The organism is Citrobacter sp. LST-B2, from assembly GCF_057983045.1.
Genome location: NZ_CP192598.1, coordinates 4,728,955 through 4,742,366 on the forward strand (window position 1 = coordinate 4,728,955; position 13,412 = coordinate 4,742,366).

Here is a 13,412-nt window from a genome sequence, read left to right on the forward strand (position 1 = left end):
TGTCGAGCCTGCATGTTAAAGGTGAGAAAGTTTCACGACGACGGATACGTTAGAATATAAGCATAACGAAAAGGAGAGAATATGGTTATTAACATACGCCGATCGCGGCATGATGAAGGGAACAAACTGATTGCAATCTGGTGCCGTTCGGTCGACGCCACGCATGATTTTCTGTCTAAAGAGTACCGCATCAAGCTGGAGGAACTAGTCCGCTCGTTTTTACCCGAAGCCCCTTTATGGGTTGCCGCTAATGAGCAGGATGAGCCCGTCGCGTTTATGTTGCTCACTGGAGAGCATATGGATGCGCTGTTTGTTGATCCCGATATTCGGGGCTGTGGCGTGGGTAAACTGTTGATTGAGCATGCGCTTTCGCTAGCGCCCGCGTTGACCACTAACGTGAACGAGCAGAATGAACAAGCTGTTGGATTCTATAAGAAGATGGGATTCAGGGTGACGGGGCGCGCAGAGGTCGACGATCTTGGGCAGCCATATCCGTTATTGCATTTGCGTTACCACAAAGCCTCGTCCTGACAGCAGGCCGGATAAGGCAAAGCCGCCATCCGGCAGTGGTGCGGTCTGCCTGAGGCGCTGCGCCTGTCAGGCCTACAGGCCAGATAAGGCAAAGCCACACTCCAAATTTGCAGGCAGAAACGCAAAGAGCCCATCCGTCAGGATGGGCTCTTCACTTGTTTGATGCCTGGCAGTTCCCTACTCTCGCATGGGGAGACCCCACACTACCATCGGCGCTACGGCGTTTCACTTCTGAGTTCGGCATGGGGTCAGGTGGGACCACCGCGCTACAGCCGCCAGGCAAATTCTGTTTTATCACCCCGTTTTCACGCAGTGACATAATCTGAATCTAAGCTGAAAATTCTCTCTCAATTCCGCCAAAACAGCTTCGGCGTTGTAAGGTTAAGCCTCACGGTTCATTAGTACCGGTTAGCTCAACGCATCGCTGCGCTTACACACCCGGCCTATCAACGTCGTCGTCTTCAACGTTCCTTCAGGACCCTTAAAGGGTCAGGGAGAACTCATCTCGGGGCAAGTTTCGTGCTTAGATGCTTTCAGCACTTATCTCTTCCGCATTTAGCTACCGGGCAGTGCCATTGGCATGACAACCCGAACACCAGTGATGCGTCCACTCCGGTCCTCTCGTACTAGGAGCAGCCCCCCTCAATTCTCCAGCGCCCACGGCAGATAGGGACCGAACTGTCTCACGACGTTCTAAACCCAGCTCGCGTACCACTTTAAATGGCGAACAGCCATACCCTTGGGACCTACTTCAGCCCCAGGATGTGATGAGCCGACATCGAGGTGCCAAACACCGCCGTCGATATGAACTCTTGGGCGGTATCAGCCTGTTATCCCCGGAGTACCTTTTATCCGTTGAGCGATGGCCCTTCCATTCAGAACCACCGGATCACTAAGACCTGCTTTCGCACCTGCTCGCGCCGTCACGCTCGCAGTCAAGCTAGCTTATGCCTTTGCACTAACCTCCTGATGTCCGACCAGGATTAGCTAACCTTCGTGCTCCTCCGTTACTCTTTAGGAGGAGACCGCCCCAGTCAAACTACCCACCAGACACTGTCCGCAACCCGGATTACGGGCCCACGTTAGAACACCAGCCATTAAAGGGTGGTATTTCAAGGATGGCTCCACACGAACTGGCGTCCGCGCTTCAAAGCCTCCCACCTATCCTACACATCAAGGACCAGTGTTCAGTGTCAAGCTATAGTAAAGGTTCACGGGGTCTTTCCGTCTTGCCGCGGGTACACTGCATCTTCACAGCGAGTTCAATTTCACTGAGTCTCGGGTGGAGACAGCCTGGCCATCATTACGCCATTCGTGCAGGTCGGAACTTACCCGACAAGGAATTTCGCTACCTTAGGACCGTTATAGTTACGGCCGCCGTTTACCGGGGCTTCGATCAAGAGCTTCTCCTTACGGATAACCCCATCAATTAACCTTCCGGCACCGGGCAGGCGTCACACCGTATACGTCCACTTTCGTGTTTGCACAGTGCTGTGTTTTTAATAAACAGTTGCAGCCAGCTGGTATCTTCGACTGATTTCAGCTCCACGAGTAAATCGCTTCACCTACGCATCAGCGTGCCTTCTCCCGAAGTTACGGCACCATTTTGCCTAGTTCCTTCACCCGAGTTCTCTCAAGCGCCTTGGTATTCTCTACCTGACCACCTGTGTCGGTTTGGGGTACGATCTGATGTTACCTGATGCTTAGAGGCTTTTCCTGGAAGCAGGGCATTTGTTGCTTCAGCACCGTAGTGCCTCGTCATCACGCCTCAGTGTTAAAGTGAACCGGATTTACCTGGAACACACACCTACACGCTTAAACCGGGACAACCGTCGCCCGGCCAACATAGCCTTCTCCGTCCCCCCTTCGCAGTAACACCTGGTACAGGAATATTAACCTGTTTCCCATCGACTACGCCTTTCGGCCTCGCCTTAGGGGTCGACTCACCCTGCCCCGATTAACGTTGGACAGGAACCCTTGGTCTTCCGGCGAGCGGGCTTTTCACCCGCTTTATCGTTACTTATGTCAGCATTCGCACTTCTGATACCTCCAGCATGCCTCACAGCACACCTTCACAGGCTTACAGAACGCTCCCCTACCCAACAACACTTAGTGTCGCTGCCGCAGCTTCGGTGCATGGTTTAGCCCCGTTACATCTTCCGCGCAGGCCGACTCGACCAGTGAGCTATTACGCTTTCTTTAAATGATGGCTGCTTCTAAGCCAACATCCTGGCTGTCTGAGCCTTCCCACATCGTTTCCCACTTAACCATGACTTTGGGACCTTAGCTGGCGGTCTGGGTTGTTTCCCTCTTCACGACGGACGTTAGCACCCGCCGTGTGTCTCCCGTGATAACATTCTCCGGTATTCGCAGTTTGCATCGGGTTGGTAAGCCGGGATGGCCCCCTAGCCGAAACAGTGCTCTACCCCCGGAGATGAATTCACGAGGCGCTACCTAAATAGCTTTCGGGGAGAACCAGCTATCTCCCGGTTTGATTGGCCTTTCACCCCCAGCCACAAGTCATCCGCTAATTTTTCAACATTAGTCGGTTCGGTCCTCCAGTTAGTGTTACCCAACCTTCAACCTGCCCATGGCTAGATCACCGGGTTTCGGGTCTATACCCTGCAACTTAACGCCCAGTTAAGACTCGGTTTCCCTTCGGCTCCCCTATTCGGTTAACCTTGCTACAGAATATAAGTCGCTGACCCATTATACAAAAGGTACGCAGTCACCCCATAAAGAGGCTCCCACTGCTTGTACGTACACGGTTTCAGGTTCTTTTTCACTCCCCTCGCCGGGGTTCTTTTCGCCTTTCCCTCACGGTACTGGTTCACTATCGGTCAGTCAGGAGTATTTAGCCTTGGAGGATGGTCCCCCCATATTCAGACAGGATACCACGTGTCCCGCCCTACTCATCGAGCTCACAACACATGCAATTTTGTGTACGGGGCTGTCACCCTGTATCGCCGGCCTTTCCAGACCGTTCCACTACCACACATGCTGATTCAGGCTCTGGGCTGCTCCCCGTTCGCTCGCCGCTACTGGGGGAATCTCGGTTGATTTCTTTTCCTCGGGGTACTTAGATGTTTCAGTTCCCCCGGTTCGCCTCGTTAACCTATGGATTCAGTTAACGATAGTGCAACGAATTGCACTGGGTTTCCCCATTCGGACATCGCCGGCTATAACGGTTCATATCACCTTACCGACGCTTTTCGCAGATTAGCACGTCCTTCATCGCCTCTGACTGCCAGGGCATCCACCGTGTACGCTTAGTCGCTTAACCTCACAACCCGAAGATGTTTCTTTCGATTCATCATCGTGTTGCGAAAATTTGAGAGACTCGAACACACCATTAACAGTGTGTCGTTTCAATTTTCAGCTTGATCCAGATTTTTAAAGAGCAAATATCTCAAACATGACTCGCTGAGTCAGTTTTGAGATACAAAGGCCGGCGACTTTCACTCACACAAACCAGCAAGTGGCGTCCCCTAGGGGATTCGAACCCCTGTTACCGCCGTGAAAGGGCGGTGTCCTGGGCCTCTAGACGAAGGGGACACTGAAGTCTGCTTCGGCAAGACGCCTTGCTTTTTACTTTTCATCAGACAATCTGTGTGGGCACTACAAAGGCAGGTTCTTTAAGGTAAGGAGGTGATCCAACCGCAGGTTCCCCTACGGTTACCTTGTTACGACTTCACCCCAGTCATGAATCACAAAGTGGTAAGCGCCCTCCCGAAGGTTAAGCTACCTACTTCTTTTGCAACCCACTCCCATGGTGTGACGGGCGGTGTGTACAAGGCCCGGGAACGTATTCACCGTGGCATTCTGATCCACGATTACTAGCGATTCCGACTTCATGGAGTCGAGTTGCAGACTCCAATCCGGACTACGACATACTTTATGAGGTCCGCTTGCTCTCGCGAGGTCGCTTCTCTTTGTATATGCCATTGTAGCACGTGTGTAGCCCTGGTCGTAAGGGCCATGATGACTTGACGTCATCCCCACCTTCCTCCAGTTTATCACTGGCAGTCTCCTTTGAGTTCCCGGCCTAACCGCTGGCAACAAAGGATAAGGGTTGCGCTCGTTGCGGGACTTAACCCAACATTTCACAACACGAGCTGACGACAGCCATGCAGCACCTGTCTCACAGTTCCCGAAGGCACCAAGGCATCTCTGCCAAGTTCTGTGGATGTCAAGACCAGGTAAGGTTCTTCGCGTTGCATCGAATTAAACCACATGCTCCACCGCTTGTGCGGGCCCCCGTCAATTCATTTGAGTTTTAACCTTGCGGCCGTACTCCCCAGGCGGTCTATTTAACGCGTTAGCTCCGGAAGCCACGCCTCAAGGGCACAACCTCCAAATAGACATCGTTTACGGCGTGGACTACCAGGGTATCTAATCCTGTTTGCTCCCCACGCTTTCGCACCTGAGCGTCAGTCTTCGTCCAGGGGGCCGCCTTCGCCACCGGTATTCCTCCAGATCTCTACGCATTTCACCGCTACACCTGGAATTCTACCCCCCTCTACGAGACTCAAGCCTGCCAGTTTCGAATGCAGTTCCCAGGTTGAGCCCGGGGATTTCACATCCGACTTGACAGACCGCCTGCGTGCGCTTTACGCCCAGTAATTCCGATTAACGCTTGCACCCTCCGTATTACCGCGGCTGCTGGCACGGAGTTAGCCGGTGCTTCTTCTGCGGGTAACGTCAATGGCTAAGGTTATTAACCTTAACCCCTTCCTCCCCGCTGAAAGTACTTTACAACCCGAAGGCCTTCTTCATACACGCGGCATGGCTGCATCAGGCTTGCGCCCATTGTGCAATATTCCCCACTGCTGCCTCCCGTAGGAGTCTGGACCGTGTCTCAGTTCCAGTGTGGCTGGTCATCCTCTCAGACCAGCTAGGGATCGTCGCCTTGGTGAGCCGTTACCTCACCAACAAGCTAATCCCATCTGGGCACATCCGATGGCAAGAGGCCCGAAGGTCCCCCTCTTTGGTCTTGCGACATTATGCGGTATTAGCTACCGTTTCCAGTAGTTATCCCCCTCCATCGGGCAGTTTCCCAGACATTACTCACCCGTCCGCCACTCGTCAGCAAAGCAGCAAGCTGCTTCCTGTTACCGTTCGACTTGCATGTGTTAGGCCTGCCGCCAGCGTTCAATCTGAGCCATGATCAAACTCTTCAATTTAAGTTTGATGCTCCTAGAATTAAACGTCGTAATGAATTACGTGTTCACTCTTTGAGACTTGGTATTCATTTTTCGTCTTGCGACGTTAAGAATCCATGTCACTCTGAGTGCCCACACAGATTGTCTGATAAATTGTTAAAGAGCAGTTGCGACGCGCTTTAGCGCTCTGTCGCGAGGTGGCGTATATTACGCTTTCCTCTTTCAGAGTCAACCCTGATTTTCAGGATTTTTCTCTTCAACCGAACCGGCTGTTTGTGTGAAGTGATTCACATCCGCCGTGTCAATGGAGGCGCATTATAGGGAGTTCTCGAGCATCCGCAATAGAAAAGTTGCAGAAAAATGACTGACTGCTGCATTCCCCAGCAAAACCCCGCCTTATACCCTTTTACACACAGACTTATCCACAATCGTCGGGATCTTTGAGCGGATCTTCCCTGCCGTTAACGATCTATATAGAGAGAAAATCAGAACCAGAATCGAAAAAGAAAAATTCGCGAGCGTTGCGCAAACGTTTTCGTTACAATGCCCCCGCAAAACAAGGATGCCCCGTAAGGGGCGTTAGCTAAGTTTTTCACGAAAAATTCAGCTAACGCTCTCTGTTATCGTCAAATCCAGGGGATTTACCATGCAACAACGTCGTCCAGTCCGCCGCGCTCTGCTCAGTGTTTCTGACAAAGCCGGTATCGTCGAATTCGCCCAGGCACTTTCCGCACGTGGTGTGGATCTGCTGTCGACAGGGGGCACTGCCCGTCTGTTAGCAGAGAAAGGTCTGCCGGTGACCGAAGTTTCCGATTACACCGGTTTCCCGGAAATGATGGATGGACGCGTCAAAACCCTGCATCCTAAAGTACACGGCGGCATTCTCGGTCGTCGCGGTCAGGATGACGGGATTATGGAACAGCACGGCATCGCCCCCATCGACATGGTGGTTGTTAACCTTTATCCGTTCGCCCAGACCGTTGCCCGCGAAGGCTGCTCACTGGAAGATGCTGTAGAGAACATCGACATCGGCGGGCCGACAATGGTGCGCTCTGCTGCAAAAAACCATAAAGATGTCGCAATCGTTGTAAAGAGCAGCGACTACGACGCCATTATTAAAGAGATGGATGCCAACGACGGTTCTTTGACCCTCGATACCCGTTTCGACCTCGCGATTAAAGCCTTCGAACACACCGCCGCTTACGACAGTATGATTGCCAACTATTTTGGCAGCATGGTTCCGGCCTATCACGGTGAAAGCAAAGACGCCGCGGGTCGCTTCCCGCGGACGCTGAATCTGAACTTCATTAAGAAGCAGGATATGCGCTACGGTGAAAACAGCCACCAGCAGGCTGCATTCTATATAGAAGAGAACGTACAAGAAGCCTCCGTTGCAACCGCTCAGCAGGTTCAGGGCAAAGCACTCTCCTATAACAACATCGCCGATACCGACGCCGCGCTGGAATGTGTGAAAGAGTTCAACGAGCCAGCCTGCGTTATCGTCAAGCACGCGAACCCATGCGGCGTTGCCGTAAGCACCTCTATTCTGGATGCCTACGATCGCGCCTACAAAACCGACCCAACATCTGCCTTCGGCGGCATCATCGCCTTTAACCGCGAACTGGATGCTGAAACGGCGCAGGCCATCATCTCCCGTCAGTTTGTCGAAGTGATCATCGCTCCATCAGCGACCGATGAGGCGCTGAAAATCACCGCTGCCAAGCAAAACGTGCGCGTTCTGACCTGCGGTCAGTGGGCTGAGCGCGTGCCGGGCCTGGACTTCAAACGTGTTAACGGCGGTCTGCTGGTACAGGATCGCGATCTGGGTATGGTCACTGCTGGTGAGCTGCGCGTGGTGACGAAGCGCCAGCCGACCGAACAGGAACTGCGCGACGCGCTGTTCTGCTGGAAAGTCGCGAAGTTCGTTAAATCCAACGCCATTGTTTACGCCAAAGAGAACATGACTATCGGTATTGGCGCAGGCCAGATGAGCCGCGTCTACTCCGCTAAAATTGCCGGGATCAAAGCCGCGGATGAAGGTCTGGAAGTGAAAGGTTCCGCGATGGCGTCCGACGCCTTCTTCCCGTTCCGCGATGGTATTGATGCTGCTGCCGCTGTTGGCGTGAGCTGCGTGATCCAGCCAGGCGGTTCCATCCGTGATGATGAAGTCATTGCCGCTGCTGACGAACACGGCATTGCGATGATCTTCACCGACATGCGCCACTTCCGCCATTAATGGAGCGAGACATGAAAGTATTAGTTATCGGAAACGGCGGGCGCGAGCACGCTCTGGCGTGGAAAGCCGCTCAGTCACCAACAGTGGCAACCGTATTTGTTGCACCGGGTAATGCCGGCACTGCGCTGGAACCGACGCTGCAAAACGTCGCGATCGGCGCAACCGATATTCCGGCACTGCTGAACTTTGCCCAGAGTGAAAAGATCGACCTGACGATCGTCGGCCCGGAAGCGCCGCTGGTGAAAGGCGTGGTCGATACCTTCCGTGCGGCGGGCCTGAAAATCTTCGGTCCAACCGCTGGCGCAGCACAACTGGAAGGTTCAAAAGCGTTCACCAAAGATTTCCTTGCACGTCACCAGATCCCGACGGCCGAATATCAGAACTTTACGGAGATCGAACCAGCTCTCGCTTATCTGCGTGAGAAAGGCGCGCCGATCGTCATTAAGGCTGACGGTCTGGCTGCCGGTAAGGGTGTGATTGTCGCAATGACGCTGGAAGAAGCCGAAGCCGCCGTACATGATATGCTGGCTGGCAACGCGTTTGGCGACGCGGGTCATCGCATCGTGATTGAAGAGTTCCTCGATGGCGAAGAAGCCAGCTTTATTGTGATGGTCGACGGCGAGCACGTCTTGCCGATGGCGACCAGTCAGGATCATAAGCGCGTAGGCGATGGTGATACCGGCCTGAACACCGGCGGGATGGGTGCCTATTCTCCGGCGCCAGTGGTGACGGATGACGTCCATCAGCGCACGATGGAACGCATCATCTGGCCAACCGTCAAAGGCATGGCGGCAGAAGGTAACACCTATACCGGTTTCCTGTATGCCGGTCTGATGATCGACAAACAGGGCAATCCGAAGGTGATCGAATTTAACTGCCGCTTTGGCGATCCGGAAACCCAGCCCATCATGCTGCGTATGAAATCCGATCTGGTTGAGCTTTGCCTTGCTGCCTGCGAAGGCAAACTGGATGAGCAAAAATCAGAGTGGGATGATCGCGCCTCGCTTGGCGTGGTGATGGCAGCGGGCGGTTATCCTGGCGATTATCGCACCGGCGACGTGATCCACGGTTTGTCGTTGGAAGAAGTGGCAGATGGCAAAGTGTTCCACGCCGGCACCCGACTGGACGATAACGAGCAGGTTGTCACCAGCGGTGGTCGCGTGCTGTGCGTCACTGCGCTGGGGGATACGGTGGCAGAGGCGCAGAAACGCGCCTATGCCTTAATGACCGATATCCACTGGGACGACTGTTTCTGCCGTAAAGACATCGGCTGGCGCGCCATTGAGCGTGAACAGAACTAACGCGACAGTTTCGCCAGCAGCGTCTTTCGCGTAATCCCTAGCTGACGGGCGGCTTCCGTTTTGTTGCCGCCCGTTTTTTCCAGCGCCGCCAGAATCACCTCTTTTTCGACTTCCACCAGCGGCTGAATGGCCTGCTCCGTCATGAGCGGCAGGGGCTGACTCGCGATCGCCAGCGGCAGCTCGCGCTCAGAAATATACTCTCCGGTCAGCAGGACCACTGAACGCTCAATCGCATTTTCCAGCTCACGGATATTCCCCGGCCAGTCGTAGTGAATCAGCAGATCCATCGCCCGTGGGGTAAACCCTTTCACCGCCTTACGGTTACGTTCAGCAAACTGCTGGCGAAAGTGGTCAGCCAACAGGGGGATATCTTCCCGCCGCTGACGCAGCGACGGCGTTTCAATGGTCACCACGTTCAGGCGATAGTAGAGATCCTGACGAAAACGTCCGGCCTGCACCTCTTGCGCCAGATCGCGATGAGTCGCGGCGATCAGGCGGACATCGACCGAGATAGTCTGGTTGCTGCCCACACGCTGAACTTCGCGTTCCTGAATCGCCCGCAGCAACCGCACCTGCATCATCGGCGAGATATCACCAATCTCATCAAGAAACAGCGTGCCGCCATCGGCTTCGACAAAACGCCCTTCCCGGCGCTTGTCGGCACCGGTAAATGCGCCTTTTTCATGACCGAACAGCTCAGATTCCAGTAGCGACTCGTTGAGCGCCGCGCAGTTCAACGTTATCAGCGGTTTGTCGCTCCGCTCACTGCAGGCATGCAGCGCGCGCGCCACCAGCTCTTTCCCGGTGCCAGAATCTCCATGAATCAATACCGTTGCATCGGAAGGCGCAACCATCGCAATTTCACTCAGCAGTTGTCGCATCGCCGGACTTTCGCCGACCATCCCAAACTGCGAGGCGGAAACTGACGGCAGCTCGCTGGCGGATGCTCGCGTATGCGCCAGCGCGTTTTCCAGCGTCGTTTGCAGATTATCAAAATCCAACGGTTTGATTAAGTAATCCTGCGCGCCGGTTTTTAGCGCCTCTACCGCCGTCTCCACGCTGGAAAACGCCGTCATGATCAGCACCGGAATTGCCGGGTTCAGCGTCTTGATCTCTTTCAGCGTTTCGATGCCGTCCAGCTCCGCCATGCGTACATCGCACAACACGAGGTCAAAGACGTGTTCACGCACCTGCTCGAGTGCGGCTCGCCCGCTGTAGGCCAGCGCGACGTCATAGCCCCATCCTCGCAGTAATGCCTGTAAAATAGTGCAGTGGCTGACGTCGTCATCCACCACCAGAATATCGATCTTTGCGCGAATCATCCTTGTGAATCCTTACGTGTTAACGTCACCGGGAGCCAGAGGGTGAACGTTGCGCCTTTACCTGGCAGGCTATCCGCCTGGATCGTCCCGCCATGCTGTTCAATGATGTTCTGTACCACCGCCAGCCCCAGTCCCGTACCGTCCGCTTTCGTCGTGAAATAAGGGGTGAAAATGGCGGCCAGCTGTTCCGCCGCAATCCCTTTCCCGCTGTCTGCAACGGTGATTTTAACGCGATCGGCTCCGCTTGTGCTTGCCTCAACGCGGATGGTCCCCTGCCGATCGATGGCATGAATCGCGTTCAGATAAAGATTCAGCAACACCTGCGTCAGCCGGTCCGGGTCAGCCTGAACGGGCGGCAGCGCAGGGTCAGACACAAATTGCAGCTCAATCGCCCGACTCTGCGCGTCCTGGCTGACCAGTTGCAGAGAGTGGTCAATTACCGCATTGAGATCCACCGACTGCAAGGACAAGTGCGCGGGCTTCACCAGTTCCAGCAGTTCACTGACCACCCGGTTTAAACGATCGGCCTCTTTCGCCATCACCTGCGCCAGTTCATGCGCTTCACCGCCCGCTGGCGCGCGTTCAGCAAAGTACTTTGCCAGTCCTTTGATGGAAGAGAGCGGATTTCGAATCTCATGCGCGACGCCTGCGGCCAGATGCCCGATCGCCACCAGCTTCTCTTTACGGTTCATCTCATCCTGCAACAGCTGGCGAGAACGCAGGTATCGCCGGTACCAGAAAAACGTCAGGAGGGTCGCCAGCAGCACGGTGGTCAGCGCGAAAAGCATAATCAGCGTATTACGCCACTCACGCGCCTGCGTCACGGCCAACTCACTGGCATCAAAGGCGATAAAAATGAACTGATGAGCAGAACCCGGCATTGCGCCATTACCACGCGACATCCCACGCATCCCGTGTCGTCCAGGGAAAAACAGCGGCTGGAACTGACGATAGATCTCCAGCGCCGGAACGGTCTCCCCCTGCGCATCCGTCGCGTCAAGCGCACGCCAGCGCGCCTCTTCTCCTGGGTGTAATGTGTGCATCTCTGCTGGCGAGTAGAGCGTTTTCCCGACCAGGGCAGGATCGCTGTGCATGACAACGTTGCCCTGCGCATCGGTCACGGCAAACCACAGCACGCCTGGCTGCCCCGCCATCTCTTCGAGCAGCGTTTGCTGCTGAGCATGATGCATCCGCATGCCCATCCCGACGCGCGTCCCCGACTCCAGTGCACGGATTAGCACACTGCCTTTTTCCAGCAGCGTCTGCCGCGCTGCGTCACTTTCACGCCCGTAATCGCGGATCACCATCACGGCAAATAGCCCAACCAGAATCAGGATGATGGCGGGTAGCACCCCGCTCAACCATCGGGCTACCGTATCCTTATGTTCTCGCATCATTCTCATCAGCTCTGAGTGACTCAATCCCTTCTTTTCAGCAGAAATCATGCCACTTTTCGCGGCTCGTATCCCGGTCTTGCCACACAAACTGCCGACAACGCCGGGTAAAAATGACCCACTGCGTCCTTCCGGCGAGTCATTTTTACTCGCTTTGCTGGCCTGTGCATCGCCAGAACCCGCGCCGGGCGGGAAGAATCAGTCTGGCACGGAAGATGCAATACAGAAGATAAGACCACCCACAGGAGGATAAATGATGAAACGGAACACGAAAGCAGGCCTGGCGCTGATCGCCCTCTCTTTGATGGTGCTGGGTTCCAGCCCCGCCCTGGCGCGGCATCACTGGGGGAACGGCGGCGGCATGTGGCAACAAAATGGCAGTGGACTGAGCGCAGAGCAGCAGGCTGCCGCGCAAAAAATCCATAATGACTTTTACAACCAGACTAACGCCCTACGCCAACAACTGATGTCCAAACGCTATGAATACAACGCGCTGTTAGCGACGAATCCGCCGGATACCGCCAAAATCAATGCGGTGGCTAAAGAGATGGAATCCTTAAGACAGTCTCTGGATGAACAACGGGTGAAACGGGATGTTGCCATGGCTCAGGCCGGTGTCCCTGGCGGTATGGGTATGGGGATGGGTTACGGCGGATGCGGTGGTCGTGGCGGCCACATGGGAATGGGACACTGGTAATGTTTTGCCTGATGGCGCGACGCTTATCAGGCCTACAGAATGTCTGATGTAGGCCGCCATCCGGCACCCATCAAAACGTTTTTTCTTTTGGCTGCCAGTGGCAGAAGTCGGAATTCGCCACCAGCAGAAGCTGTGACCCTTCGGGCGCCTCCAGCCATGCCACGCTGACGTCAACAGATGAATGGCTCTGGCGGCGCTCAATGTGACTCATCGCCCAGGCATCTAAATCCGGTTTAATCGTCTCGCCTTCGCAGGTGGTAACCGTACGTTCAGCGGCATGCCAGCGTCCCTGACGCAAGACCACCCGCCCCTGTCGCAATGCATCGCTGGTCTGGCGGATCTGCTCGGCACGGTAACGGTACAATTCGATTTGGTCGTTCGACAACTGCTGTTTATGACCATCGACTTCGCGCTGCATAAAGCTCAGTTCGCCGCGATCGTCAAAACGCACGCGGATATGCTCCGGCGGTTCGCCATAAATATTGAGTTCTATCAGTGAAAGGGAATCACCCTGCCAGCGGTACTCGCTGGTTGTGGTACTGCCATTACGCCACGGACTGAACACCGAAAGCATATGGACGCCGTCTGATGCGTCTTTACGCCAGATACGCACCGCACCCTGGTTGTCAGCAAACCCACTGGCGGTAAACGGCGGAAGAGAGGCGTTATGGCTACAGGCCGTTAGCAACAGCACGCCTGCTAACGTCAACGTGCGACGCCAGACAGACGAAAGGGGCGAAGCCGCCCCTTCATTAAAACTGTTCACAGC

General features: G+C 54.9%; 8 protein-coding genes, 1 tRNA gene and 3 rRNA genes. 5 read left to right on the top strand and 7 right to left on the bottom strand.

All coding sequences use genetic code 11. The features are described 5' to 3' along the window. Positions 1 to 81 precede the first annotated feature (81 nt). Positions 82 to 531 carry an acetyltransferase gene (locus ACQ0PY_RS22785; RefSeq protein WP_042998990.1) on the top strand — a complete coding sequence of 150 codons (450 nt, stop codon included), beginning with the start codon at positions 82 to 84 and terminating at the stop codon, positions 529 to 531. Positions 532 to 695: 164 nt separating this feature from the next. On the opposite strand, the gene rrf is transcribed toward ACQ0PY_RS22785, so the two are convergent. From rrf to ACQ0PY_RS22805, 4 genes are all read right to left on the bottom strand, one after another. Next, positions 696 to 811, bottom strand: a 5S ribosomal RNA gene (rrf, locus tag ACQ0PY_RS22790). 97 nt (positions 812 to 908) lie between these two features. After that, positions 909 to 3,814: ribosomal RNA gene (locus tag ACQ0PY_RS22795) — 23S ribosomal RNA — on the bottom strand. A 196-nt stretch (positions 3,815 to 4,010) separates the two neighbouring features. Continuing rightward, positions 4,011 to 4,086: transfer RNA gene (locus ACQ0PY_RS22800), tRNA-Glu, on the bottom strand. A gap of 86 nt (positions 4,087 to 4,172) precedes the next feature. Further along, positions 4,173 to 5,714, bottom strand: a 16S ribosomal RNA gene (locus tag ACQ0PY_RS22805). Together the 16S, 23S and 5S rRNA genes with 1 tRNA gene alongside form the textbook arrangement of a ribosomal RNA operon. 625 nt (positions 5,715 to 6,339) lie before the next feature. On the opposite strand from ACQ0PY_RS22805, the gene purH reads away from it, so the two are divergent. Together purH and purD are read left to right on the top strand one after the other, a co-directional pair. After that, positions 6,340 to 7,929 (top strand): bifunctional phosphoribosylaminoimidazolecarboxamide formyltransferase/IMP cyclohydrolase, encoded by a 1,590-nt coding sequence (purH, locus tag ACQ0PY_RS22810; protein ID WP_042998989.1) that lies wholly within the window; start codon positions 6,340 to 6,342, stop codon positions 7,927 to 7,929. A gap of 11 nt (positions 7,930 to 7,940) precedes the next feature. Next, the gene (purD, locus tag ACQ0PY_RS22815) at positions 7,941 to 9,230 is read left to right on the top strand and encodes a phosphoribosylamine--glycine ligase (RefSeq protein WP_042998988.1); all 1,290 of its coding nucleotides are present in this window, start codon (positions 7,941 to 7,943) and stop codon (positions 9,228 to 9,230) included. Here the strand turns inward: purD and zraR are convergent. Both zraR and zraS read right to left on the bottom strand, forming a co-directional pair. Continuing rightward, the gene (gene zraR / locus ACQ0PY_RS22820) at positions 9,227 to 10,552 is read right to left on the bottom strand and encodes a sigma-54-dependent response regulator transcription factor ZraR (RefSeq protein ID WP_042998987.1); all 1,326 of its coding nucleotides are present in this window, start codon (positions 10,550 to 10,552) and stop codon (positions 9,227 to 9,229) included. The genes purD and zraR overlap by 4 nt on opposite strands. Then, complete coding sequence (gene zraS / locus ACQ0PY_RS22825) at positions 10,549 to 11,955, bottom strand: two-component system sensor histidine kinase ZraS (RefSeq protein ID WP_054177378.1); 1,407 nt, start codon at positions 11,953 to 11,955, stop codon at positions 10,549 to 10,551. The genes zraR and zraS overlap by 4 nt, the downstream gene beginning before the upstream one ends. A gap of 40 nt (positions 11,956 to 11,995) precedes the next feature. On the opposite strand from zraS, the gene ACQ0PY_RS22830 reads away from it, so the two are divergent. Together ACQ0PY_RS22830 and zraP are read left to right on the top strand one after the other, a co-directional pair. After that, on the top strand, positions 11,996 to 12,199 hold the full coding sequence (locus ACQ0PY_RS22830) for a hypothetical protein (RefSeq protein ID WP_141227670.1): 204 nt from the start codon (positions 11,996 to 11,998) through the stop codon (positions 12,197 to 12,199). Positions 12,200 to 12,202: 3 nt separating this feature from the next. Beyond that, positions 12,203 to 12,643: a zinc resistance sensor/chaperone ZraP gene (gene zraP, locus ACQ0PY_RS22835; RefSeq protein WP_109740595.1), complete on the top strand. Its 441-nt coding sequence runs from the start codon at positions 12,203 to 12,205 to the stop codon at positions 12,641 to 12,643. Between the two features lie 70 nt (positions 12,644 to 12,713). On the opposite strand, the gene ACQ0PY_RS22840 is transcribed toward zraP, so the two are convergent. After that, a complete protein-coding gene (locus ACQ0PY_RS22840; protein WP_043001799.1) occupies positions 12,714 to 13,409 on the bottom strand; it encodes a DUF1481 domain-containing protein in 696 nt (231 codons plus the stop codon). Between the last annotated feature and the right edge of the window lie 3 nt (positions 13,410 to 13,412).